The organism is Spiroplasma endosymbiont of Polydrusus pterygomalis (assembly GCF_964030635.1).
Taxonomy (GTDB): Bacteria; Bacillota_I; Bacilli_A; order Mycoplasmatales; family Mycoplasmataceae; genus Spiroplasma.
The window spans coordinates 748,382-772,636 of record NZ_OZ034909.1; the positions used below are offsets into that span (position 1 = coordinate 748,382).

At 24.3% G+C, this 24,255-nt stretch carries 32 protein-coding genes, 4 pseudogenes and 1 riboswitch; of the genes and pseudogenes, 19 read left to right on the top strand and 17 right to left on the bottom strand.

Annotated elements, in window-relative coordinates; genetic code table 4:
• Positions 1 to 65: 65 nt before the first annotated feature.
• A complete protein-coding gene (locus ACQH23_RS04800; protein ID WP_425379126.1) occupies positions 66 to 995 on the bottom strand; it encodes a hypothetical protein in 930 nt (309 codons plus the stop codon).
• 415 nt (positions 996 to 1,410) lie between these two features.
• Here ACQH23_RS04800 and ACQH23_RS04805 point away from each other — a divergent pair, with 415 nt between their 5' ends.
• Both ACQH23_RS04805 and ACQH23_RS04810 read left to right on the top strand, forming a co-directional pair.
• Positions 1,411 to 1,767: a hypothetical protein gene (locus ACQH23_RS04805; RefSeq protein WP_425379127.1), complete on the top strand. Its 357-nt coding sequence runs from the start codon at positions 1,411 to 1,413 to the stop codon at positions 1,765 to 1,767.
• A 17-nt stretch (positions 1,768 to 1,784) separates the two neighbouring features.
• The gene (locus tag ACQH23_RS04810) at positions 1,785 to 3,191 is read left to right on the top strand and encodes a hypothetical protein (protein ID WP_425379128.1); all 1,407 of its coding nucleotides are present in this window, start codon (positions 1,785 to 1,787) and stop codon (positions 3,189 to 3,191) included.
• A gap of 127 nt (positions 3,192 to 3,318) precedes the next feature.
• On the opposite strand, the gene ACQH23_RS04815 is transcribed toward ACQH23_RS04810, so the two are convergent.
• The 6 genes and pseudogenes from ACQH23_RS04815 to ACQH23_RS04840 form a co-directional block, all read right to left on the bottom strand.
• A complete protein-coding gene (locus ACQH23_RS04815) occupies positions 3,319 to 3,639 on the bottom strand; it encodes a hypothetical protein (protein WP_425379129.1) in 321 nt (106 codons plus the stop codon).
• A 21-nt stretch (positions 3,640 to 3,660) separates the two neighbouring features.
• Positions 3,661 to 3,933: pseudogene (locus ACQH23_RS04820) on the bottom strand (hypothetical protein); the annotation flags it as partial.
• Entirely contained in the window at positions 3,900 to 4,163 is a 264-nt protein-coding gene (locus ACQH23_RS04825; RefSeq protein ID WP_425377654.1) for a hypothetical protein, read from the bottom strand. The pseudogene ACQH23_RS04820 and the gene ACQH23_RS04825, both read right to left, overlap by 34 nt.
• 66 nt (positions 4,164 to 4,229) lie before the next feature.
• On the bottom strand, positions 4,230 to 4,811 hold the full coding sequence (locus tag ACQH23_RS04830) for a UPF0236 family transposase-like protein (RefSeq protein WP_425379130.1): 582 nt from the start codon (positions 4,809 to 4,811) through the stop codon (positions 4,230 to 4,232).
• Between the two features lie 40 nt (positions 4,812 to 4,851).
• Positions 4,852 to 5,337: a UPF0236 family transposase-like protein gene (locus tag ACQH23_RS04835; protein ID WP_425379131.1), complete on the bottom strand. Its 486-nt coding sequence runs from the start codon at positions 5,335 to 5,337 to the stop codon at positions 4,852 to 4,854.
• A 359-nt stretch (positions 5,338 to 5,696) separates the two neighbouring features.
• Positions 5,697 to 6,056, bottom strand: coding sequence for a hypothetical protein (locus ACQH23_RS04840; protein ID WP_425379132.1), 360 nt, complete (start codon positions 6,054 to 6,056; stop codon positions 5,697 to 5,699).
• Between the two features lie 317 nt (positions 6,057 to 6,373).
• Here ACQH23_RS04840 and ACQH23_RS04845 point away from each other — a divergent pair, with 317 nt between their 5' ends.
• Positions 6,374 to 6,745: a hypothetical protein gene (locus ACQH23_RS04845; protein ID WP_425379133.1), complete on the top strand. Its 372-nt coding sequence runs from the start codon at positions 6,374 to 6,376 to the stop codon at positions 6,743 to 6,745.
• Positions 6,746 to 6,957: 212 nt separating this feature from the next.
• On the top strand, positions 6,958 to 7,392 hold the full coding sequence (locus ACQH23_RS04850) for a transposase family protein (protein WP_425379134.1): 435 nt from the start codon (positions 6,958 to 6,960) through the stop codon (positions 7,390 to 7,392).
• 9 nt (positions 7,393 to 7,401) lie between these two features.
• Here ACQH23_RS04850 and ACQH23_RS04855 read toward each other — a convergent pair whose 3' ends face one another.
• From ACQH23_RS04855 to ACQH23_RS04865, 3 genes and pseudogenes are all read right to left on the bottom strand, one after another.
• A complete protein-coding gene (locus tag ACQH23_RS04855; protein ID WP_425378420.1) occupies positions 7,402 to 7,998 on the bottom strand; it encodes a DDE-type integrase/transposase/recombinase in 597 nt (198 codons plus the stop codon).
• A 21-nt stretch (positions 7,999 to 8,019) separates the two neighbouring features.
• Positions 8,020 to 8,292: pseudogene (locus tag ACQH23_RS04860) on the bottom strand (hypothetical protein); the annotation flags it as partial.
• Positions 8,259 to 8,522, bottom strand: a complete 264-nt coding sequence (locus ACQH23_RS04865; protein ID WP_425378526.1) for a hypothetical protein — start codon at positions 8,520 to 8,522, stop codon at positions 8,259 to 8,261. The gene ACQH23_RS04865 and the pseudogene ACQH23_RS04860, both read right to left, overlap by 34 nt.
• Before the next feature lie 252 nt (positions 8,523 to 8,774).
• On the opposite strand from ACQH23_RS04865, the gene ACQH23_RS04870 reads away from it, so the two are divergent.
• Positions 8,775 to 9,734, top strand: a complete 960-nt coding sequence (locus ACQH23_RS04870) for a transposase (RefSeq protein ID WP_425379135.1) — start codon at positions 8,775 to 8,777, stop codon at positions 9,732 to 9,734.
• Between the two features lie 237 nt (positions 9,735 to 9,971).
• Here ACQH23_RS04870 and ACQH23_RS04875 read toward each other — a convergent pair whose 3' ends face one another.
• Positions 9,972 to 10,997 carry an energy-coupled thiamine transporter ThiT gene (locus ACQH23_RS04875; RefSeq protein ID WP_425379136.1) on the bottom strand — a complete coding sequence of 342 codons (1,026 nt, stop codon included), beginning with the start codon at positions 10,995 to 10,997 and terminating at the stop codon, positions 9,972 to 9,974.
• A 79-nt stretch (positions 10,998 to 11,076) separates the two neighbouring features.
• Positions 11,077 to 11,174: riboswitch (TPP riboswitch) on the bottom strand.
• 154 nt (positions 11,175 to 11,328) lie between these two features.
• On the opposite strand from ACQH23_RS04875, the gene ACQH23_RS04880 reads away from it, so the two are divergent.
• The 3 genes from ACQH23_RS04880 (at position 11,329) to ACQH23_RS04890 (ending at position 12,576) form a co-directional block, all read left to right on the top strand.
• A complete protein-coding gene (locus tag ACQH23_RS04880; protein WP_425379137.1) occupies positions 11,329 to 11,661 on the top strand; it encodes a hypothetical protein in 333 nt (110 codons plus the stop codon).
• 261 nt (positions 11,662 to 11,922) lie between these two features.
• Complete coding sequence (locus ACQH23_RS04885; RefSeq protein WP_425379138.1) at positions 11,923 to 12,120, top strand: hypothetical protein; 198 nt, start codon at positions 11,923 to 11,925, stop codon at positions 12,118 to 12,120.
• A 216-nt stretch (positions 12,121 to 12,336) separates the two neighbouring features.
• Positions 12,337 to 12,576: a hypothetical protein gene (locus ACQH23_RS04890; RefSeq protein WP_425378219.1), complete on the top strand. Its 240-nt coding sequence runs from the start codon at positions 12,337 to 12,339 to the stop codon at positions 12,574 to 12,576.
• Positions 12,577 to 13,052: 476 nt separating this feature from the next.
• Here ACQH23_RS04890 and ACQH23_RS04895 read toward each other — a convergent pair whose 3' ends face one another.
• Entirely contained in the window at positions 13,053 to 13,652 is a 600-nt protein-coding gene (locus ACQH23_RS04895; protein ID WP_425379139.1) for an IS30 family transposase, read from the bottom strand.
• A gap of 245 nt (positions 13,653 to 13,897) precedes the next feature.
• On the opposite strand from ACQH23_RS04895, the pseudogene ACQH23_RS04900 reads away from it, so the two are divergent.
• The 8 genes and pseudogenes from ACQH23_RS04900 to ACQH23_RS04935 form a co-directional block, all read left to right on the top strand.
• Positions 13,898 to 13,954: pseudogene (locus tag ACQH23_RS04900) on the top strand (hypothetical protein); the annotation flags it as partial.
• Positions 13,955 to 14,239: 285 nt separating this feature from the next.
• The gene (locus ACQH23_RS04905; RefSeq protein WP_425379312.1) at positions 14,240 to 14,713 is read left to right on the top strand and encodes a hypothetical protein; all 474 of its coding nucleotides are present in this window, start codon (positions 14,240 to 14,242) and stop codon (positions 14,711 to 14,713) included.
• Between the two features lie 244 nt (positions 14,714 to 14,957).
• The gene (locus tag ACQH23_RS04910; protein ID WP_425379140.1) at positions 14,958 to 15,500 is read left to right on the top strand and encodes a hypothetical protein; all 543 of its coding nucleotides are present in this window, start codon (positions 14,958 to 14,960) and stop codon (positions 15,498 to 15,500) included.
• Positions 15,501 to 15,507: 7 nt separating this feature from the next.
• Complete coding sequence (locus tag ACQH23_RS04915) at positions 15,508 to 16,029, top strand: hypothetical protein (RefSeq protein ID WP_425379141.1); 522 nt, start codon at positions 15,508 to 15,510, stop codon at positions 16,027 to 16,029.
• Positions 16,030 to 16,116: 87 nt separating this feature from the next.
• Positions 16,117 to 16,380 (top strand): transposase family protein, encoded by a 264-nt coding sequence (locus ACQH23_RS04920; protein WP_425379142.1) that lies wholly within the window; start codon positions 16,117 to 16,119, stop codon positions 16,378 to 16,380.
• A 173-nt stretch (positions 16,381 to 16,553) separates the two neighbouring features.
• A pseudogene (locus ACQH23_RS04925) lies at positions 16,554 to 16,619 on the top strand (hypothetical protein); the annotation flags it as partial.
• A 21-nt stretch (positions 16,620 to 16,640) separates the two neighbouring features.
• Complete coding sequence (locus ACQH23_RS04930; protein WP_425379143.1) at positions 16,641 to 17,249, top strand: DDE-type integrase/transposase/recombinase; 609 nt, start codon at positions 16,641 to 16,643, stop codon at positions 17,247 to 17,249.
• 79 nt (positions 17,250 to 17,328) lie between these two features.
• The gene (locus ACQH23_RS04935; protein ID WP_425379144.1) at positions 17,329 to 18,279 is read left to right on the top strand and encodes an IS30 family transposase; all 951 of its coding nucleotides are present in this window, start codon (positions 17,329 to 17,331) and stop codon (positions 18,277 to 18,279) included.
• 200 nt (positions 18,280 to 18,479) lie between these two features.
• Here ACQH23_RS04935 and hpt read toward each other — a convergent pair whose 3' ends face one another.
• The 4 genes from hpt to ACQH23_RS04955 form a co-directional block, all read right to left on the bottom strand.
• Positions 18,480 to 19,067, bottom strand: coding sequence for a hypoxanthine phosphoribosyltransferase (gene hpt / locus ACQH23_RS04940; protein ID WP_425379145.1), 588 nt, complete (start codon positions 19,065 to 19,067; stop codon positions 18,480 to 18,482).
• 142 nt (positions 19,068 to 19,209) lie between these two features.
• The gene (locus ACQH23_RS04945; RefSeq protein ID WP_425379146.1) at positions 19,210 to 20,664 is read right to left on the bottom strand and encodes an Mbov_0401 family ICE element transposase-like protein; all 1,455 of its coding nucleotides are present in this window, start codon (positions 20,662 to 20,664) and stop codon (positions 19,210 to 19,212) included.
• A 448-nt stretch (positions 20,665 to 21,112) separates the two neighbouring features.
• The gene (locus ACQH23_RS04950; protein WP_425379147.1) at positions 21,113 to 21,370 is read right to left on the bottom strand and encodes a hypothetical protein; all 258 of its coding nucleotides are present in this window, start codon (positions 21,368 to 21,370) and stop codon (positions 21,113 to 21,115) included.
• A 49-nt stretch (positions 21,371 to 21,419) separates the two neighbouring features.
• Positions 21,420 to 22,082, bottom strand: a complete 663-nt coding sequence (locus ACQH23_RS04955) for a hypothetical protein (protein WP_425379148.1) — start codon at positions 22,080 to 22,082, stop codon at positions 21,420 to 21,422.
• Positions 22,083 to 22,252: 170 nt separating this feature from the next.
• Here ACQH23_RS04955 and ACQH23_RS04960 point away from each other — a divergent pair, with 170 nt between their 5' ends.
• Positions 22,253 to 22,597: a hypothetical protein gene (locus tag ACQH23_RS04960; protein WP_425379149.1), complete on the top strand. Its 345-nt coding sequence runs from the start codon at positions 22,253 to 22,255 to the stop codon at positions 22,595 to 22,597.
• A 12-nt stretch (positions 22,598 to 22,609) separates the two neighbouring features.
• Here the strand turns inward: ACQH23_RS04960 and ACQH23_RS04965 are convergent, their stop codons facing one another.
• Positions 22,610 to 23,560 carry an IS30 family transposase gene (locus ACQH23_RS04965; protein ID WP_425377887.1) on the bottom strand — a complete coding sequence of 317 codons (951 nt, stop codon included), beginning with the start codon at positions 23,558 to 23,560 and terminating at the stop codon, positions 22,610 to 22,612.
• A 57-nt stretch (positions 23,561 to 23,617) separates the two neighbouring features.
• Between ACQH23_RS04965 and ACQH23_RS04970 the strand changes: the two genes are divergently transcribed.
• Together ACQH23_RS04970 and ACQH23_RS04975 are read left to right on the top strand one after the other, a co-directional pair.
• Entirely contained in the window at positions 23,618 to 23,965 is a 348-nt protein-coding gene (locus ACQH23_RS04970) for a hypothetical protein (RefSeq protein WP_425379150.1), read from the top strand.
• A gap of 28 nt (positions 23,966 to 23,993) precedes the next feature.
• Entirely contained in the window at positions 23,994 to 24,215 is a 222-nt protein-coding gene (locus ACQH23_RS04975; protein WP_425379151.1) for a hypothetical protein, read from the top strand.
• Positions 24,216 to 24,255 lie beyond the last annotated feature (40 nt).

A 24,255-nucleotide genomic window follows, 5' to 3' on the forward strand; every position in this document is an offset into this window, starting at 1 on the left:
AAAATGAAAATAATATAGATTATTTTCATCTATAAATATTTTAAAAAATATTTATATCAATTTAATTATACTGATGATTTTATAAATTTTCCCAATTCAACTAACGATAATCCAAAAGACTTTGTAGATTTATAACCTTGTTCTAATATTAACGAAACATTTTTTAGTTCTTCACCTAAATCTTCAATATTTTGTCCTAAATCTTCAATATTTTGATTAGATATTTTATTATTACTTATTTGAATATTTTGTATTTTAGTTCCTATTTCTTTTAAGTTATTCCCCAAAACATATCCATTCAATTCATTTGTTAATCATGGTTTTACAATCATTCTATAATCTTTTAATCCTGGTAATACGTCTGGATAATATTTAAGTTTTTCATTCATTGTTAATTTTATACCTATAGTATTAATATTTTTACCAATAATATTAATATTTTCTTTTATACTATCAGTAGTTAAAATTTCATTTTTATATAAATCAATAATTTCACCTAATTTTTCTAAAATTTCTCCTTGAGAAATAGAACCATTACCTAAATCTTCTACATTTATTAAACTTTTAATTAAACCATTAGTTATTTGTTTTACCAATTTTCCAACTGCTTTCAATTTTATTCCAAAAGTTTTTACATTTTGTCCTAAATTTTGAATACTTTGTTTTAGATTATTTTTATTTATAGTAATATTTTTAATATTTTTCGATAAATCTTCTTTAAGATAATTTCCTAATTCTTGTAATTTTAGCGTTAAATCACGCTCAAGTAATATCATTAATTGACATTCTTTAATTACTTTTTCACCCATATCTTTTACTTTTTCAGATAGGTTATTTTTGATATCTATTAAATTATTTAATTTTTGTGAATTAGTATCTCTTTTTATAATATTTAATTTATTATTTTCTTCTTGATAAGAACTAGCGGCTATTGTTGTTGGTACAGCAGTTCCACTAATTGTTAACACACTTAATAAGCTAAGTAATTTTTTCATACTTGTTTTTCTCCTTTTCTTAATCTTGAAACTTTTTTATCAAGATCTATCCTCATTGTATATATATATATATATACAAGCAAAATTGGTAATTATTTTAAAGGCTTTTATCTTGTTAAAAAGCTATTATTACGAGTTTTAAGACCTAAAATAGTAATAAAATATATTAAGTTTAGTATTTTATGTATAAAAAGTATTGTATTAGTAAAATAATAGTATATAATGAAGGCATAGGTTTAATCTTTTTCCGTAAAAAAGAGTTACGCTGACTTGTTAATCGGACAAGGATAAAAAAAGAGGAGTTTATAAAATGGCACTTACAAAATAACAATTAATCGAACAAGGTTTAAGTGAAGAGATTGCAGAAAATATCTTAAATCAGTTTAATAATGAAGCAAAACAAATTAGAGAAAGTGTGCAAAAACGCGAAGATGTTATATCAAAAGAAGACTTTATTAAATTATATAATGAATTAGATGAATTAAAAGCCTTTAAAGATGTTCCATCTACTAAAATTGAAGATATTAAAACTAATTTAGAAAAAGTTAGTGGCAATTCTTTATCTGAAAAAATGCAAACTTTAAAAGAATTAAAACCTGATTTGTTTGTGCAAGAACAACCATCAGTTTCACCAACTAATTTTATTAAAGATATGATTGAAAATTCGGTTGAAAATAAAAATGATGAAATTGAAACTATTAAAGAAAAAGGAGCATATACTCCAGAAGAAATTAAGAAATTAACTGATTATACACTTAAAAACCTTAGATAATAAGGGAGTGAAATATTATGGCAACAATTAATTTGCCGCAAGTACATTTTACATTACAAGGTAATACAACAGGTCAAAAAGCCTATGTTGATATGGTTAACGCTATGCTAAGAGGACCATTAATGAATGAGCATGCAAGTATTATGCAATATGCAACTGCAACAGCAGAACAAGTTGCTTGATTACCTAATGCAGGACAAGCGTTATATAATTTAACTCATCGTGTGGTATGACAAGATGATTATGCGTTACCAAATGGTGGGGCAACTCAAACTATGGGATTAACAAGAATTCCGGTGCCTATTAATAAAAGATTTAATTTAAAATTAATGAATGAAGAATTTGATTTAGCAATGATAGAACAAAATATTAAAAATGGTATTATTGCTGATGCTATTGCTAGTGTTGTACAGAATAAATTTGTTAATTTAGAATGTGAATTAATTCAGGGGATTTATGATTATTGTTTAGCAGATGGTCAATATGAAGTAATTCCATTTCGTGGTTATACAGCAGATAATGCTGATGATGCAAATAAAGCATTCTTTACATTAAATGAAACTTTGATTGAATTAACAAATCAAATTAGTAATTTATATTTTGGTTTACCAACCGATAAAATGTTTATGGTTTTAGGACGAAGATCCTATTTAGGATTAACACCTGCTTATTTAAAAGTAATTGGTTCACAAGCTCAATTAAAAGCAATGGTTAACGGTGAATTATATGAAAATACCGCAATGGGTATTCCGGTATCAAAAAGTTTTCATTTAGAAAAAACATATACAAAAGGACAAGTTAACCGAGATAAAGGTTATAATTTTACTAATATAAATGGTTTACTTATTAATAAACAAGTATGAGCATATCCAATTAATATGGATACTATTCAACAAGTTTTAGATAATGATACTGCTAACCCTAAATGAATTGGTAAAGTACAATATGCAACACCAACAATTTTATATCCAAAAACATGTAAGATTATTTTAGAAAAAGAACCAACACAAGAAGAAATAAATACTGCTAAAAGTAATTTAAATAAAACATTTAGAGTGCCGGTTGATTATGAAATTTCTACACCAATAAATACAACAAAATCTAATGTAATTTTAACACCAGATGTTGCTAAAATAGATATTAGTAAAATAAATAAATTAGATAAACCAATCATTAATTTACCAGATCCCAAAGATGTTAGTGATGGATGATTAAAACCACAATTTAAAGACGTTGTTTTAAAAGCAGTTAAAACTGTAGATAGTTCTTTAACTGAAAATGATTTTGATTATTCTATTAATCCTAAAGGTGAAGACTGACCAATTGATATTACAAATGATAAAATTGTTGAAGTTTTAATTGAAGGTAAAAACAAAGCAACTGGTAAAACAAAGTCAATTGAAGTAGTAATTAAAAATTCTTAATAAACAATGAATTTATTAATATTACGAATTTTAACTTTATTAACAGAAAATTTAGGAAATAAACCTTTAATAAATAAGTTTATTAATTAAATTAACAAACTTATTTATTGCTGAATTATACTTGCACTTACAAGTATAATTCAGCAATTTTATTAATTGCAGCATTTAAATTATCAATTACAAGTTTGTTATTATTAAATTTTGATCATTTTACATCAATAATTTCTTTAGTATATCCATCAAGTATTGTTGATTGATAATGTTTTTTACCATTTCAAATTAAATAAGTTACATCAGTAAATAAAATTGAAAATCTTTCTTTAATATCGTTAAAATTATGATTTACTAAATCAGGATATTTAATTATATTTTTATTTCTATTTTGTTTTATTAATATTTTTCTACGCATACGCTTTACATATTCAGCTTGAATATTATTTTCTTTCATAATTCGTAATACTTTCTTAGCATTATAAACAATGCCATAATCTTCTTTTAAATATTTGGTAATTCGACGATAATCAAATTGTTTTAAATTTTCTTCATAGACTTTTACAATATTTTTTAATGATTCGCTATCCTTACCATTACTTGAATAATTTTTATATTTATCTCAATAACTACGCTTTAAATCTGTTACATCAAGTAATAAATTTAGTGGATATTTATTAAGGTTTTCTTTGATAAAAAATACAATTTTTCTTTTATTTAATTGTAAAAGTCATGAAGCTTTTTTAGTAATTCATACCTAACTTTGTAATAGTTTAAATCTCTTTTTTCAAATGATTCTTTTGGACCTTTATTGGTGTTTAAAATCCCTTTCTTAAAATTTTCATACCATGAAGCAACAGTTTTTTTATTAATTGCATATTTTTTTGCAATAAAACTTATACTATTATTTTTAACCTCTTGTCCTATCCTTTTTCGAAAATCTGCTGTATATTTATTAAATTTTTGTCCTTTTCTTGCCATATAAAAATGCACCTCCTTTAAAGTTAGCAAAGACTTTTTTTCTTTACTTACTTTTTTGGGCGCAGTCTAGTATGTTCTTAAATAATTAGATATTTCTTGTAACTTTCCTTTCGCTTCTTCGGTTTTAACAAGCTGATAAGCTCATTCAAGGTATTTTGTAACCTTGTTTCAGTTTAATTTTAGAATTGCTTTTCTAATTTTATTAAATAAATAACGTTTATAATATCGTGGACCACGGAGACAATCTTTAATTTTTTTAATAACATGGAAACGATCAATGATAAATTCAACATTGATGTGTTTTTCAACCGTTGAAATATATTGTGCACCATCACCAAGCACAATAATTTTAGCTGTCTCGGGTGATTCATAATTTAAGTTAATAAATTCTTTAATTCCTTGTCAGTATTTTTTAGAGTTAATTTTTTTAACTTCATTAGTCATTGTTACTAGAAATTTGACATTATGCATTGTTTTTCGTATTGTTTTAGGATCTTTATAACCAGTATGAAAGACGGTTAAACGGATTCTTTTCTTAATTTTTAATCGTTTTTTGATTTGATAACTAATGGAATTGCGATATGCTTCATCGGTTTCAATATAAATAACCCCATCATGTTTTAGTTTTGTATCTGGTTCATCTAGCATTAGTTCTAACAAATGTTTAATATCAAACCGTTTAATAAGGTTAAAAATTGTTTTTTTTTGTTATGTTAGCATTCCGATACATATTACAAATATCTTGATAACTAAAATTTATGCCTAATTTTCTGATTATTTCTAACGAAAAATCATAATCAAGTCGCTGATAACTTTCAATCCCTAATTGAATATCAAGTAAAAAGACCGTTTTTGGTTTTTTTGCCACTTGAAATTCTGGTTTTAAGATATATTTTCGTCGTTTAAAAGTAACTTCACCATTACGAAAAACCAAAGTTCGTTGATAAAATCCTTTTGGAATATAACGTGCTTTCCGTCAGTCCTTATTAAAAATATAGTTATCAATATATTTAAAAATATTTTTAAATAGTATTCAAGCTTCAGAACTAATTTCATTGTTTAAATAGGATAATAGTGCTGTAATAGGGATATTGGGGCTAATTTCATTAATTAAATCAATAAAAGAGTTATTATTTTCGTTTAAAAACTCTTGGATTCTAGTTATAATATTCATAGGATATTTTTCTTTCTAATTTTTTTCAAACTTAATTATACTGAAAACTTTCTTTTTTATTTTCCCCAACTTTGGCAACGCAATCATAAGGACATTTTTTTAAAAAAATAGTTGCATTTATTTTAAATGATGTTATTATCATACTAACAAGAGACAGAATTTGCTGCTTGAATTTACATAATACAATTTAAAGTTAATTTTCATTCAACTTCTTGTGTTATTTATAATAACAATTGAAAATTATAGATTAGACTTCTTGCGATACCTGATTATTTATGCTTAAAAAGAAATTAAAATTTTTAAAAATAATTATTTTAAAGTTTAATTTAATTTTTTTATTTGTAATTTTTTTATTTTTGTTAGTATCGCAAGAAGTCTAATGTTTTGGTAACATTTACTCACTCACATTCGGTATCAACAAGAGTAATATTTTTTTGTACCGCGATATCTTTAATTCGATCATTACTGCCATGGGCACTTAAAATAACGACTGCATTATCCGGTAAGGTTTGGGTGAGGTCCAGGCGATTAAGTTTAAAATCATTAATTGGAATAACTCCTAAATTAACGATTTCATCAATAACATGTTTGTTATGGATTAGATAACCTAACATATAAATTTCCCGTCTGGCATATTTAATGGCCGCTTCTTTTGCTCATTTAATTGATTTACCAACGCCAAGACAATAGCCCCGCGGTGTTACTTTAACAACTTTCATTTTTTACACCATTCCATCCTTGTTTATTAAAAATATTATAACTAAAAATTCCTTATTTTATCATTTTAAAATAATCACGGAAACTGTTCATTAATGACCCTAAATTTGATATAATTACACCGTCTATTTTAAGGTAAAATTTTATCTTTTTCTTAAAATATTACAATTATCTTAAATAATAAATTCAATTTGGGATAAAAATTATTTAATGTAAAAAGCTAATGATTAAGATTATTTAACACTAGCAAACATTGATTTGATTTCATTATGAAAGGAGATTACGTATGCCAGTAAGCTCAAAAGCTAAAAGCAAAAAAGTGCCCCCGGCTAAAAAACCAACATCAAAAAATGCGACAAAAGAAAAATGATTATTCATTAAATCACAAACAGTTATTGATTCAACGCCAGCAATGAAAAGATCAATTGATCGCTCGGTAGGAGATGTTTATACAAAAACCGCAGCAGATTATCGTGCAAAAGATGGAACGGCTATTACTACTGCTATTACAGCAGAAAGATTAATTGCGGAACGATTAGGCAAAACAGTGAATCAACGTAAAGCAATTGAAACAAAAAATAGTAAAAAATCTATGGAAAAGGTAATAACGGTTGGCGAAGCGAAAGCACCCGATAAAAAACAACAGGGAATAAAACTTTATCAAAAAAAAGTAATAACAAAAAATAAGTAATGTTAACAATAATTAGATTTTCTAGTTATTGTTTTATTTAAAATTTTTATTAATATGTTTGCTGTTTTTATAAAATAGAAAAATAACATTAAGAATTTTAAATAATTAGGACTATAATAATAGGCTTCTTGTGATACCGTGTTTTCTTATTAAGAATATTTCTATAAAATATAATTAAAAATAAAAAATATAAATTAGGCGGGTATAAAACTATGAAAAATGATAACTTTAAACTTCTTAATGATAAAGAATTATTACGATTAACAGGAATAAAACAAAATACTTTTAATAAAATGTTAGATATTTTAAAAGAAGCCGAGTTAAAAAAATTTAAAAAAGGCGGAAAAGCTAATAAATTATCATTAGAAAATCGTTTATTAATGACTTTATCATATTGAAGAGAATACCGCACTTATTTTAATCTTGGCAAAAGTTTTGGCATTAGTGAGAGTAATTGTTATCGTAATATCAAATGAATTGAAAACACTTTAATTAAACACCCTGACTTTCAACAACTTGCTGGGCAAAAAACATTAATAAATAAATATTTTAATGATAAAACAATTATTATTGATGCAACCGAAACAGCAATCCAACGCCCAAAAAAAGACAAAAAATTAGACTGCACCCTGTTTAGTAAGTATTAATAAAAAGGTTTACAAACTTTCATTTATTATATCTTTTTCTTTTTGGTTTGAATATCATTTATTTCATTTTTTAACATCATTAATATATTCATTATGAGATTTATAATTTTTATTATGGATTGTTCCTTTTTTAAGTAATGAATGAAAACTTTCAATAATAATGTTGTCTGCACAATGATAATTTTTACCCATTGAAATTATAATTTTGTTATCTAAACATTTACTATTATAATCTTTAGATGTATATTGATATCCGTGATCTGAATGAATTATTGTTTTATTTAGCTCTTTTTTTATTTTTTTAATTTTATTAATTGCAGCATTTAAATTATCAATTACAAGTTTGTTATTATTAAATTTTGATCATTTTACATCAATAATTTCTTTAGTATATCCATCAATTATTGTTGATTGATAATGTTTTTTACCATTTCAAATTAAATAAGTTACATCAGTAAATAAAATTGAAAATCTTTCTTTAATATCATTAAAATTACGATTTACTAAATCAGGATATTTAATGATATTTTTATTTCTATTTTGTTTTATTAATATTTTTCTACGCATACGCTTTACATATTCAGCTTGAATATTATTTTCTTTCATAATTCGTAATACTTTCTTAGCATTATAAACAATGCCATAATCTTCTTTTAAATATTTGGTAATTCGACGATAACCAAATTGTTTTAAATTTTCTTCATAGACTTTTACAATATTCTTTAATGATTCACTATCCTTACCATTACTTGAATAATTTTTATATTTATCTCAATAACTACGCTTTAAATATGTTACATCAAGTAATAAATTTAGTGGATATTTATTAATGTTTTCTTTGATAAAAAATACAATTTTTCTTTTATTTAATTGTAAAAGTCATGAAGCTTTTTTAGTAATTCATACCTAACTTTGTAATAGTTTAAATCTCTTTTTTCAAATGATTCTTTTGGACCTTTATTGGTGTTTAAAATTCCTTTCTTAAAATTTTCATACCATGAAGCAACAGTTTTTTTATTAATTGCATATTTTTTTGCAATAAAACTTATACTATTATTTTTAATCTCTTGTCCTATCCTTTTTCGAAAATCTGCTGTATATTTATTAAATTTTTGTCCTTTTCTTGCCATATAAAAATGCACCTCCTTTAAAAGTTTAGCAAAGACTTTTTTTCTTTACTTACTTTTTTGGGTGCAGTCTATACCTTCTTGCGATACTAACAAAAATAAAAAAATTACAAATTAAAAAAATTAAATTAAACTTTAAAATAATCATTTTTAAAAATTTTAATTGCTTTTTAAGCATAAATAATAAGGTATCGCAAGAAGTCTAATATATCTAAAATTAGGTATATTTTTAATATAAAGAAAGGTAAATAATTGATGGAAAAAATACTTGCAGAATTAATAAATAGTTTAACAGATGATCAATTTTTAGAATTTTATGAAAAAGTTAAAAAAGAAGCAGAATTAATCAAAAAACAAAAACGCTTAAATGAAATTGATCAAAAATTTAGAGATAAAGGTATTAAATGTCCTAATTGCAAATCTTATCATTGTGTTAAAAATGGCCATAATCCCGAAGGAAAACAAAAATATTTATGCAAAAAATGTCGGGCTAGTTTTGATGCTTTTCGTCATCATTTTACTTATTGAAGTCATTTAAATTATGAACAATGAAATTTATTAATTCAAATTTCATTGCTAGGACAATCTAGTAAAGTAATTTCCCGTTTTATTAAAACAACACCCAAAACAGCTTGATATAATCGTCAAAAATTAATGCAATCAAAACAATTAGAAAATACTCAATTAAAATTTAAAAAATTAAATGACCAAATACAAATAGATGAAACATTTATTAAAGAAATCCATAAAGGTAATTTTAAAGATAAATTTGATAAACAAAAAACTCATCTTGATCCATTTTCCACTAACACTAAATGTTGTATTCAAATGGCGGTTGATACTAATAATAATATTTTTGTTCAATCCACTAATACCAAACGATTACAAAAACAGTGAATTATTGAAAATATGAATACAAAATTAATTAACAAAAATTCCATTATTATTTCTGATATGCAACCATTGTATTTATTAGTAGCAAAACAAACAAGTTCTACTTTATATGCCACTAAAACTAGGACAAATCCTGATGCTAGTTATCGAAAATTAAATAAAATTAGTAAATTACAAGCAAGTCTTAAAGAAGCCTTAATTCATTATCATGGTTTAGGTTTTACTAACATTCAAAATTATTTAAATCTCTGAAAATGAAAATACCAACACAAAGATTTAACACCAAACCAACAAGCAACGGTATTATATTTTAACATCTAAAAAAGTTAAAGAACAATAATAATCTTCCATCAAATTCGTTTTCAAATTGTCATATTGATTATTTTTTTATTTTATCAAGAGTTTTCGACAAAATTAAAGGTTCCATTTAATCTTACAATTCAGTTAATGAAAAAAATTGGAATGGAAAAAGTTAACGAATTTTATCATCCAAATATTTCATCGAAACATATTTTAGCAAAGCATGTCTTGTATCAAATTAAGCTTTAATTTACTTTTTTAATCGGTATATTTTAGATAACGTTGTCAGAAAACGGAAGTTAAACTCCGCAGAGCTAACGGAATCACAAGTTGCATAATTGGATAGGTAAAAAGAAAACTATGAATAAAGTTATAAGCAATTGCATATAATCAATTTGTATAGCCTGGTCAAACTGAACCAGGAAATAAAGTTGTTCAAATTAGGACTCCAGATAATACTTGTGATAAATAAATTAAACTAATAATACTGAAACAAAGAATAATATAATTAACATATGTAATATATTTTTTATCATTATTAACCTTAAAACGCATAAAGCCAGCAATAGTAGGAATAATCATCGGGACAAAATAATCCAGTAAATATGATCATGCTGAAACATAAAAATGCGAGGAAATAAATAATAGGGACATTAAAGCACTAATACTCCCGATAAAAAAACCGGCTAAAGCTGAATGCAAAAAAGCAATAATTACAAGGGGAATATATTTTAGTCCGACACCACCACCAGAGGGTAAATTAATTAATAATGCTTCTAAATAGGCTAATATTAAGGTTAAAACAACAAACATTGCAATAATAACAAAATCAAATGTTTTTCATTTTCAAATTCCTAAATTAATTAAAAAACGTTTGCGTTTAGTGGCGTTAGAAAAAAGAAAATCACTAACTTTTGTTTCATAACTATAAATAATAATATTACTAATTAGATTCAGGAGATTAAAACTAATAATATTTAAAATAATAAACTGAAATTTATAATTAATATATTCTTCATAACTTGCGAATCAAACGCTTATCGCATATAAAATGCTAAAAATTAATCCAAAAGCACAAATAGTTAGACAAAAAATTCATATTTCTTTAAAATTTTCATCATTATTTAAATGCAATAAGGTACTTAAAGTTGATAAGGGTAAAATACTAAGAGTTATTAAAAAACTAAGATATAAACTAATTACAACAAAAATAGTTATTTTATTGTATCATAAAATAATTTTTTGTTGTTTAAAATTAAACTTAACCGTTGGGGTTACATCCATATGAAAATCTCCTTACACAAATAACTTTGTAATTAACGTCTGTGAAAATGAGGATCAAATTAAATTTCTTAAATTAAATCAATAACGAATTTGAACTCCCTACGCTAGTCTTAACTAGATCAGGTTCTAAGAGTATTTCTCAAACTTATGCTTCATAAGTTACCTCTGTAAATTACAATATCATCTTAACATTGTTGTAAAAAACTGCAAGAAATTCTTTAATTTTGTGTGTGTGTCCTTATCTTGTGATAATTTCGTAATAGTTATCTATCAAAAATTTCGCAACCATTTAAAATTAAAAATGGTGATAACAATGAAAAGAAAACTAACAATGAAAGAACAACATAAATACAAAACAATTGAAAAAATTATTAACAATAAAATATCAAAGCAAAGATCTGCAAATATTTTACACTTATCAATTCGTCGCATTGAACAACTTATAAAACTTTATGATCCACAAAATAGTCAATCATTTGCTCACCATTTTCGTGGAAGGATAGCTCACAATAAAACAAATCCACAAATTTGTGAAAAGATTATAAATTTATATAAAACTAAATATATTTGCTTTAATTTTACTCATTTCAAAGAAAAATTAATCGAAAATGAAGGAATAAACATTTCATATTCAGTTTTATACAAATTAATGTCCTTAAATTAAATTAAAACACCTCGAAAGTAAAAAATAAAGAAAAAAGATAAAACCCACCCTTTAAGAGAACGTCGAAAATGTTTCGGCGAACTTTTACAAGCTGATGCCAGTGAACATCATTGATTAGGACCAAATGGTCCAAAATGATTTTTACATGGCGCAATTGATGATACAACAAATACGGTTGTTGGATTATATTTTGCTTATCAAGAAACATTACAAGGTTATTATAATGTTTTACATCAAATTTTACGAAATTATGGAATTCCCATGACATTTTATACCGATAAACGAAAAATCTTTACATACCAAAAAAGTAGTGATAAAACCGAAGAAAAAGACACCTTTACTCAATTCACCCGATGCTGTGATGAAATAGGTGTCAAAATCATAACTACTTCAATTCCCCAAGCAAAGGGACGAATTGAACGTTTATGAGGCGTTCTACAAGATCGCTTGAAAAATTAATTAATTCTCGCAGGAGTAACCACTATTGAAGAAGCAAATACATTCTTAAAAGAATTTATAACCAAATTCAATAAACAATTTGCCATTCCTATTGATTATAACAATTCTGTCTTTGTTGACGCTCCTAATAATGACAAAATTAATTTATTTTTATCAATCACTTCAACGCGACAAACAGACAATGGTTCATCAATTAGTTATAACAATAAAAAATATATGGCTTATAATAATAAAAAGTTAAAAGTCTTTAATTCAAAAACAAAAATTACAGTAATTAAAGCATTTGATGAAACATTATATTTAAAATATAACAATCAAATATATAATTTATTAGAATACATTCCGGTTCCTATTAAAAATATTGAAAACAAAGTTCCCAAATCTAAAGCACATAAACCAAAACCAAATCATCCTTGAAATAATCAATATACATTACAAACATTATCAATTAAATAATTTTGCGAAATTTTTGCTAGATATTGACAGAAATTATTTAATTTTGTGTAGAAAACTTTTGATATTTATAAAATATACCTAAAATTAGGTATATTTTTAATGCCAAATTGTAAAGTTAAGTGCAACTAAATTATTTTTCTAACCAAATATTCGATTGGCGAAAGATAATTTAGTATTTTTCTTGGTCTTTGGTTTAAAGACAATATAAATTTATGAACTGCATTTTTAGTAGTATTTGAAAAATTAAATTTTTTAGGAAATTTTTATCTAATTAAACCATTAGTATTTTCATTAGTACCTCTTTGTCAGGGTGAATATGCATTAGCAAAATAAATTTTCACATTTAAATTTTTTTCAAGTTGTTGTCAATTAGCAAATTCTTTACCACGATCAAATGTTATAGTCTTAACAAGATTATTTGGAAGAATTGATAAATAATGGCTAATATTTTCGTTAATAACTTTAGTAGTTCTATTTTAAACTAATATTGCTAAAGTAAATCTTGATGTTCTTTCAACTAAAGTTATTAAACATGATTTACTTTTACCTCGTGATGATACTACGGTATCACCTTCTCAATGACCAAGAGTTACGCGATTATTAACATTAGCATTTCGTTCTTTAATTAATTTACCATTAAATTTACCCCGATTTTCTTGATATTTTCGTTTCTTACCTTTTCTTCTTAAATTTTTATTAGTAACTTTTTCAAGTAATCCAGAATAAATTCAATTGTAAATTGTTTTAAAACTAATAATTCATTCTTTATGAAAATTTTTAATTCTGCCATAAATTTGTTCGGGTGATCAACCTAATAATAATTTTTGTTGTACATATTTTACTAATTCTCTATTTTTAAACTTATGAAAATAAATATGTGATTGTTTTCTATTTTCTGCTTTATTTTGTGCAATTAATGAAAAATAATGATTATTATCTTTATTTCTATTAACTTCTCGAATAATAGTACTAATACTTCGATTAAGATTTTTAGCTATTTCACTAATTTTTATTTTAAACTTCAATTGATTCTCAATATAAATTCTTTCATCTATGCCAAGATGTTTATATCCCATATAAAAACTCCTTGCTTTATTTTTTCTAAAATAAACTTAGCATCATAAAATTTTTATATGAGATTTTTTGCAATTTTATTTACTTGCACTTACAAGTATAATTCAGCTAATATAAAGAGAGGTAAATAATTGATGGAAAAAATACTTGCATAATTAATAAATAGTTTAAAAAATGATCAATTTTTAGAATTTTATGAAAAAGTTAAAAAAGAAGCAGAATTAATCAAAAATTTAGAGATAAAGGTATTAAATGCCCTAATTGCAAATCTTATCATTGTGTTAAAAATGGCCATAATCCCGAAAGAAAACAAAAATATTTATGCAAAAAATGTCGGGCTAGTTTTGATGCTTTTCGTCATCATTTTACTTATTGAAGTCATTTAAATTATGAACAATGAAATTTATTAATTCAAATTTCATTGCTAGGACAATCTAGTAAAGTAATTTCCCGTTTTATTAAAACAACACCCAAAACAGCTTGATATAATCGCCAAAAATTAATGCAATCAAAATAATTAGAAAATACTTAATTAAAATTTAAAAAATTAAATGGCCAAATACAAATCGATGAAACATTTATTAAAGAAATCCATGAAGGTAATTTTAAAGATAAATTTGATAAACGAAAAACTCATCTTGATCCATTTTCCACTAACACTAAATGTTGTATTCAAATGGCGGTTGATACTAATAATAATATTTTTGTTCAATCCACTAATACCAAACGATTACAAAAACAGTGAATTATTGAAAATATGAATACAAAATTAATTAACAAAAATTCCATTATTATTTCTGATATGCAACCATTATATTTATTAGTAGCAAAACAAACAAGTTCTACTTTATATGCCACTAAAACTAGGACAAATCCTGATGCCAGTTATCGAAAATTAAATAAAATTAGTAAATTACAAGCAAGTCTTAAAGAAGCCTTAATTCATTATCGTGGTTTAGGTTTTACTAACATTCAAAATTATTTAAATTTCTGAAAATGAAAATACCAACACAAAGGTTTAACACCAAACCAACAAGCAACGGTATTATATTTTAACATCTAAAAAAGTTAAAGAACAATAATAATCTTCCACCAAATTCGTTTTCAAATTGTCATATTGATGATTTTTTTGACTTTATCAAGAGTTTTCGACAAAATTAAAGTATATATGCAACAAAAGTGCTTTATAATCATTGTAAAAGGGTTAGAAACACCATATCTAATTTATAAGGTGTGAAAAAATGAACAATAGTTATTTAATTTCTTTTATTTTATTTGGAAGTATTTTAGGAGGCGCTATCATTATTGTGCTTATTTTAGCTTTCTTCCAACAACAAAAAATTAAGCATTTTAAACAAAAAAAACATGAATTACAAACGATGATTGATGATAATCAACCATTGTTAACTGATCCATTAAATGAAGTCCAAATTAAATATGAATTGCCAAAAGATGAAACATGTTATTATCAAGCAACAATTAGTGGCTATGAAATCAATAAGAAAAAAGAACTTAACCAAAATGCTTATTATTTAATTCAACGAATGCAAAATAAATATTATGTTGAATACCTGGCGTGTTTTTTAAACTTAACCATAAATAGGGGTGGGGAAACCCTGACCGGAACACTTTATGTAACAAACCAACGTTTGGTATGGCAAACTAAAGATCAAAATGTAATAATTTTATTAAAAGATGTCAATTTTGCCTTACCAAGTGTTTTTAATCGGAATGGACTTTATCAACTTGGTTTTTTCATTAGTACCGCTGAAAAAATTTATTGTTTTATAACAAATGATGTTAAAATATCAATAATAATTTTTAAAGCATGGCAAGAAAAAGGAGGCTAATTAGGCAATGAAGATAAATATTATTTTCATTTTTTCATTAATTTTAATGTTAGCTTTGTATACTTTTCATACTTTATTTTTCCTTCATTATCAAAAACAAAAAGAAAATAAGGATAGTATTAAAGAATATAAATGAAAGGGAATGATCCTTTTTATCTTTATTACAATTTATGTTATCTTAACACCGATTAATATTTTTATTATTATTGATTATATTTTGTTAATGACTTTAACTGATATTTCAGATACTTTTGCTTATTTATTTGTTATTATTGCAATTTGTAATTATGCTTTAATTTTAAGTTATTTAATTGTTCATACGTTAGTTAATAATAGTCTATGAATTAAAGTGAATCAAACAACAATTTTCTTTTTAGATGAAGAAATTATGTTATCACAAATAATTGGTATTGATATCAATGGCATATTTAATAAAGTGCTTTATCAAATTGATGGTGAAACGGAGAAAAAAGTCATTGTTGGGAAGAAAACATTTCAGTTTTTAGAACAAGTTAACTTAACAAATTAAAAAGTGTAGACTGTAGACTAGACTGCACCTAAAAAAGTAAGTAAAGAAAAAAAGTCTTTGCTAACTTTAAAGGAGGTGCATTTTTATATGGCAAGAAAAGGACAAAAATTTAATAAATATACAGCAGATTTTCGAAAAATGATAGGACAAGAGGTTAAAAATAATAGTATAAGTTTTATTGCAAAAAAATATGCAATTAATAAAAAAACTGTTGCTTCATGGTATGAAAATTTTAAGAAAGGGATTTTAAACACCAATAAAAGTCCAAAAGAATCATTTAAAAAAAGAGATTTAAACTATTACAAAGTTAGGTATGAATTACTAAAAAAGCTTCATGACTTTTACAATTAAATAAAAGAAAAATTGTATTTTTTATCAAAGAAAACATCAATAAATATCCACTAAATTTATTACTTGATGTAACAGATTTAAAGCGTAGTTATTGAGATAAATATAAAAATTATTCAAGTAATGGTAAGGATAGCGAATCATTAAAAAATATTGTAAAAGTCTATGAAGAAAATTTAAAACAATTTGGTTATCGTCGAATTACCAAATATTTAAAAGAAGATTATGGCATTGTTTATAATGCTAAGAAAGTATTACGAATTATGAAAGAAAATAATATTCAAGCTGAATATGTAAAGCGTATGCGTAGAAAAATATTAATAAAACAAAATAGAAATAAAAATATAATTAAATATCCTGATTTAGTAAATCGTAATTTTAATGATATTAAAGAAAGATTTTCAATTTTATTTACTGATGTAACTTATTTAATTTGAAATGGTAAAAAACATTATCAATCAACAATAATTGATGGATATACTAAAGAAATTATTGATGTAAAATGATCAAAATTTAATAATAACAAACTTGTAATTGATAATTTAAATGCTGCAATTAATAAAATTAAAAAAATAAAAAAAGATCTAAATAAAACAATAATTCATTCAGATCACGGATATCAATATACATCTAAAGATTATAATAGTAAATGTTTAGATAACAAAATTATAATTTCAATGGGTAAAAATTATCATTGTGCAGACAACATTATTATTGAAAGTTTTCATTCATTAATTAAAAAAGGAACAATCCATAATAAAAATTATAAATCTCATAATGAATATATTAATGATGTTAAAAAATGAAATAAATGATATTCAAACCAAAAAGAAAAATATATAATGCTGAATTATACTTGTAAGTGCAAGTAAATAAAATTGCAAAAAATCTAATATAAAAATTTTATGATGCTAAGTTTATTTTAGAAAAAATAAAGCAAGGAGTTTTTATATGGGATATAAACATCTTGGCATAGATGAAAGAATTTATATTGATAATCAATTGAAGTTTAAAATAAAAATTAGTGAAATAGCTAAAAATCTTAATCGAAGTATTAGTACTATTATTCGAGAAGTTAATAGAAATAAAGATAATAATCATTATTTTTCATTAATTGCACAAAATAAAGCAGAAAATAGAAAACAATCACATATTTATTTTCATAAGTTTAAAAATAGAGAATTAGTAAAATATGTACAACAAAAATTATTATTAGGTTGATCACCCGAACAAATTTATGGCAGAATTAAAAATTTTCATAAAGAATGAATTATTAGTTTTAAAACAATTTACAATTGAATTTATTCTGGATTACTTGAAAAAGTTACTAATAAAAATTTAAGAAGAAAAGGTAAGAAACGAAAATATCAAGAAAATCGGGGTAAATTTAATGGTAAATTAATTAAAGAACGAAATGCTAATGTTAATAATCGCGTAACTCTTGGTCATTGAGAAGGTGATACCGTAGTATCATCACGAGGTAAAAGTAAATCATGTTTAATAACTTTAGTTGAAAGAACATCAAGATTTACTTTAGCAATATTAGTTGAAAATAGAACTACTAAAGTTATTAACGAAAATATTAGCCATTATTTATCAATTCTTCCAAATAATCTTGTTAAGACTATAACATTTGATCGTGGTAAAGAATTTGCTAATTGACAACAACTTGAAAAAAATTTAAATGTGAAAATTTATTTTGCTAATGCATATTCACCCTGACAAAGAGGTACTAATGAAAATACTAATGGTTTAATTAGAGAAAAATTTCCTAAAAAATTTAATTTTTCAAATACTACTAAAAATGCAGTTCATAAATTTATATTGTCTTTAAACCAAAGACCAAGAAAAATACTAAATTATCTTTCGCCAATCGAATATTTGGTTAGAAAAATAATTTAGTTGCACTTAACTTTACAATTTGGCAATAAATGAAAGTTTGTAAACCTTTTTATTAATACTTACTAAACAGGGTGCAGTCTATTCCTTTAATTTTCCCAATTAAATTATTATTTATAACAATATTTTTAAATTTTGTTACAATTTCGCTAGCACTAGACGGCACCTCGTTTAGTATGTAGAAACCACATACATTTTTTAAGTTATCTTTTTGTTGTTCATTTTCAGTTTTTTATTTTATCCTGATCAGCAATCGCAATATATGGTAAATTTCGTAATCGTTCTTGGTAATCTAATCCAAAACCAATTAAAAAAGTCGGTGGAACATCAAACCCATACCAATCAGCAGCTAAGTCTACTTTGCGACCGGCTTTCTTATCTAATAAAGTAACAACTTTAACACTTCGTGCTCCTTTGAGATATAAGTAGTCTTTTATCATTTTAATTGTTTTACCACTATCAGTAATGTCTTCGACTAATAAAATATCACGATTTGTTATCGGCATTGGTAAATCAAGTAAAATTTGTGGTGTGTCATTGCTTTTAACCCCACCAAAATAAGAGGAAACAACCATATATTCGGTTTCACATTCAACGCCAACTAATTGAGGAATAAGTTTCGCCATAAAAGGTATACATCCTTTTAATAGACCTAAACATAAAATCGTATTATCTTGAGCTGGATGTTCATTAAGATAATAATGGCTAATTTTTTGACCTAATTCAAAACATTTTTGGTCAATTTCTTCAGTAGTAATTAAAACTTCTTTCACAAGGGGATGTATCTTCATTTTTCTGCCTCACTTATTAATAATCCAATTTAAATAATGTAATTATAATATATTATATTATAATTAATCCTTAATTAAAAGTAAGCTTTAATTTTTTAGGGTAGCGTGTAAAATGTTGGGGAAAAGTTTTCAGCATTAAGTTCTAATAATAATTATAAACTATTTTCTTTAAAAGAGTTTTAGTATTTGATAATGTAGAAGCGGTGAATATTGGTAAGTTATATTGTTTAACTTCTGGATTATTCATCTTTTTAAATATTCATCTTCAAGTAATTTGTTCATTTTTTACTTGAAGATTTTTAATTTCTGTTAGTTCTTGAAAGGGATTAATCCCATTAGCTGTCAATTGTTTTAATAACATTACTTTATAAATCGTTTTTTCATTAAATATTTTTGGTTTTGAACGAAACATTACTTTAATAATTCGAGCAATATAACTTTCAATGCGACAACCAATATTTTCTTGATATTCTCATTTTTGAATTGCTCCATAGTATGTTCTTAAATAATTAGATATTTCTTGTAACTTTCCTTTCGCTTCTTCGGTTTTAACAAGCTGATAAGCTCATTCAAGGTATTTTGTAACCTTGTTTCAGTTTAATTTTAGAATTGCTTTTCTAATTTTATTAAATAAATAACGTTTATAATATCGTGGACCACGGAGACAATCTTTAATTTTTTTAATAACATGGAAACGATCAATGATAAATTCAACATTGATGTGTTTTTCAACCGTTGAAATATATTGTGCACCATCACCAAGCACAATAATTTTAGCTGTCTCGGGTGATTCATAATTTAAGTTAATAAATTCTTTAATTCCTTGTCAGTATTTTTTAGAGTTATTTTTTTTAACTTCATTAGTCATTGTTACTAGAAATTTGACATTATGCATTGTTTTTCGTATTGTTTTAGGATCTTTATAACCAGTATGAAAGACGGTTAAACGGATTCTTTTCTTAATTTTTAATCGTTTTTTGATTTGATAACTAATGGCATTGCGATATGCTTCATCGGTTTCAATATAAATAACCCCATCGTGTTTTAGTTTTGTATCTGGTTCATCTAGCATTAGTTCTAACAAATGTTTAATATCAAACCGTTTAATAAGGTTAAAAATTGTTTTTTTTGTTATGTTAGCATTCCGATACATATTACAAATATCTTGATAACTAAAATTTATGCCTAATTTGCTGATTATTTCTAACGAAAAATCATAATCAAGTCGCTGATAACTTTCAATCCCTAATTGAACATCAAGTAAAAAGACCGTTTTTGGTTTTTTTGCCACTTGAAATTCTGGTTTTAAGATATATTTTCGTCGTTTAAAAGTAACTTCACCATTACGAAAAACCAAAGTTCGTTGATAAAATCCTTTTGGAATATAACGTGCTTTGCGTCAGTCCTTATTAAAAATATAGTTATCAATATATTCAAAAATATTTTTAAATAGTATTCAAGCTTCAGAACTAATTTCATTGTTTAAATAGGATAATAGTGCTGTAATAGTGATATTGGGGCTAATTTCATTAATTAAATCAATAAAAGAGTTATTATTTTCGTTTAAAAACTCTTGGATTCTAGTTATAATATTCATAGGATAGTTTTCTTTCTAATTTTTTTCAAACTTAATTATACTGAAAACTTTCTTTTTTATTTTCCCCAACTTTGGCAACGCAATCATTTTGTAGAAAACTCTTGATAAAATAAAAAAAATCATCAATACTTTAATTTTGTCGAAAAATCTTGATATTTTAATAAAACCTTGATTTTATTGGGTTTTTTATAAAATGTATTTTTTGCAAATCTCTATATTTTATAAGGGTTTTTAACTTTATCAAGAGTTTTCTACAAAATTAAAGCAAGAAAACAAGAAAAAAATATATAAATAAAATATAAAAATATCATTAAAAATAATAAATATGCCAAATTGTAAAGTTAAGTGCAACTAAATTATCTTTCGCCAATCGAATATTTGGTTAGAAAAATAATTTAGTTGCACTTAACTTTACAATTTGGCTAATACTTACTAAACGGGGTGCAGTCTAAAAGTCATGAAGCTTTTTTAGTAATTCATACCTAACTTTGTAATAGTTTAAATCTCTTTTTTCAAATGATTCTTTTGGACCTTTATTGGTGTTTAAAATTCCTTTCTTAAAATTTTCATACCATGAAGCAACAGTTTTTTTATTAATTGCATATTTTTTTGCAATAAAACTTATACTATTATTTTTAATCTCTTGTCCTATCCTTTTTCGAAAATCTGCTGTATATTTATTAAATTTTTGTCCTTTTCTTGCCATATAAAAATGCACCTCCTTTAAAAGTTTAGCAAAGACTTTTTTTCTTTACTTACTTTTTTGGGTGCAGTCTACTTTTTTGGTATGTAAAGATTTTTCGTTTATCGGTATAAAATGTCATGGGAATTCCATAATTTCGTAAAATTTGATGTAAAACATTATAATAACCTTGTAATGTTTCTTGACAAGCAAAATATAATCCAACAACCGTATTTGTTGTATCATCAATTGCGCCATGTAAAAATCATTTTGGACCATTTGGTCCTAATCAATGATGTTCACTGGCATCAGCTTGTAATAGTTCGCCGAAACATTTTCGACGTTCTCTTAAAGGGTGGGTTTTATCTTTTTTCTTTATTTTTTGCTTTCGAGGTGTTTTAATTTGATTTAAGGACATTAATTTGTATAAAACTGAATATGAAATGTTTATTCCTTCATTTTCGATTAATTTTTCTTTGAAATGAGTAAAATTAAAGCCAATATATTTAGTTTTATATAAATTTATAATCTTTTCACAAATTTGTGGATTTGTTTTATTGTGAGCTATCCTTCCACGAGAATGGTTAGCAAATGATTGACTATTTTGTGGATCATAAAGTTTTATAAGTTGTTCAATGCGACGAATTGATAAGTGTAAAATATTTGCAGCTCTTTGCTTTGATATTTTATTGTTAATAATTTTTTCAATTGTTTTGTATTTATGTTGTTCTTTCATTGTTAGTTTTCTTTCCATTGTTATCACCATTTTTAATTTTAAATGGTTGCGAAATTTTTGCTAGATAACTATTACGAAATTATCACAAGATAAGGACATTTTTTAAAAAATAGTTGCATTTATTTTAAATAATGTTATTATTAATTTAACAAGAGATACAAATTTGGAGCTTGTATCTACACAATGCCATATTTTTCTACGCATACGCTTTACATATTCAGCTTGGGTATGTAAAGCGTATGCGTAGAAAAATATTAATAAAACAAAATAGAAATAAAAATATAATTAAATATCCTGATTTAGTAAATCGTAATTTTAATGATATTAAAGAAAGATTTTCAATTTTATTTACTGATGTAACTTATTTAATTTGAAATGGCAAAAAACATTATCAATCAACAATAATTGATGGATATACTAAAGAAATTATTGATGTAAAATGATCAAAATTTAATAATAACAAACTTGTAATTGATAATTTAAATGCTGCAATTAATAAAATTGCCAAATTGTAAAGTTAAGTGCAACTAAATTATTTTTCTAACCAAATATTCGATTGGCGAAAGATAATTTAGTATTTTTCTTGGTCTTTGGTTTAAAGACAATATAAATTTATGAACTGCATTTTTAGTAGTATTTGAAAAATTAAATTTTTTAGGAAATTTTTCTCTAATTAAACCATTAGTATTTTCATTAGTACCTCTTTGTCAGGGTGAATATGCATTAGCAAAATAAATTTTCACATTTAAATTTTTTTCAAGTTGTTGTCAATTAGCAAATTCTTTACCACGATCAAATGTTATAGTCTTAACAAGATTATTTGGAAGAATTGATAAATAATGGCTAATATTTTCGTTAATAACTTTAGTAGTTCTATTTTCAACTAATATTGCTAAAGTAAATCTTGATGTTCTTTCAACTAAAGTTATTAAACATGATTTACTTTTACCTCGTGATGATACTACGGTATCACCTTCTCAATGACCAAGAGTTACGCGATTATTAACATTAGCATTTCGTTCTTTAATTGATTTACCATTAAATTTACCCCGATTTTCTTGATATTTTCGTTTCTTACCTTTTCTTCTTAAATTTTTATTAGTAACTTTTTCAAGTAATCCAGAATAAATTCAATTGTAAATTGTTTTAAAACTAATAATTCATTCTTTATGAAAATTTTTAATTCTGCCATAAATTTGTTCGGGTGATCAACCTAATAATAATTTTTGTTGTACATATTTTACTAATTCTCTATTTTTAAACTTATGAAAATAAATATGTGATTGTTTTCTATTTTCTGCTTTATTTTGTGCAATTAATGAAAAATAATGATTATTATCTTTATTTCTATTAACTTCTCGAATAATAGTACTAATACTTCGATTAAGATTTTTAGCTATTTCACTAATTTTTATTTTAAACTTCAATTGATTCTCAATATAAATTCTTTCATCTATGCCAAGATGTTTATATCCCATATAAAAACTCCTTGCTTTATTTTTTCTAAAATAAACTTAGCATCATAAAATTTTTATATGATATTTTTTGCAATTTTATTTACTTGCACTTACAAGTATAATTCAGCAATTAAAAAAATAAAAAAAGATCTAAATAAAACAATAATTCATTCAGATCACGGATATCAATATACATCTAAAGATTATAATAGTAAATGTTTAGATAACAAAATTATAATTTCAATGGGTAAAAATTATAATTGTGCAGACAACATTATTATTGAAAGTTTTCATTCATTACTTAAAAAAGGAACAATCCATAATAAAAATTATAAATCTCATAATGAATATATTAATGATGTTAAAAAATGAAATAAATGATATTCAAACCAAAAAGAAAAATATATAATAAATGAAAGTTTGTAAACCTTTTTATTAATACTTACTTTTTTGGGTGCAGTCTATAACCACCTTTTTTAAAATTGATGGGGCAAAATTAAATGAGAAAAATAAGTTATTAATTCCAGCACGCCATGAAACAAATGTAATTTTAGAAGATATTATTTTTGCTGCTAAGAAATTAATTGCCAATCGGGATTATTTTACGATTATTCATCGAACAACAAGATTATTAGAAATTACTGCTTTATTAGTTAAATATGGTTTTAATATTTAAACGATTACAGTTTATTCATCCTTTTTTAACAAGTGAAGCA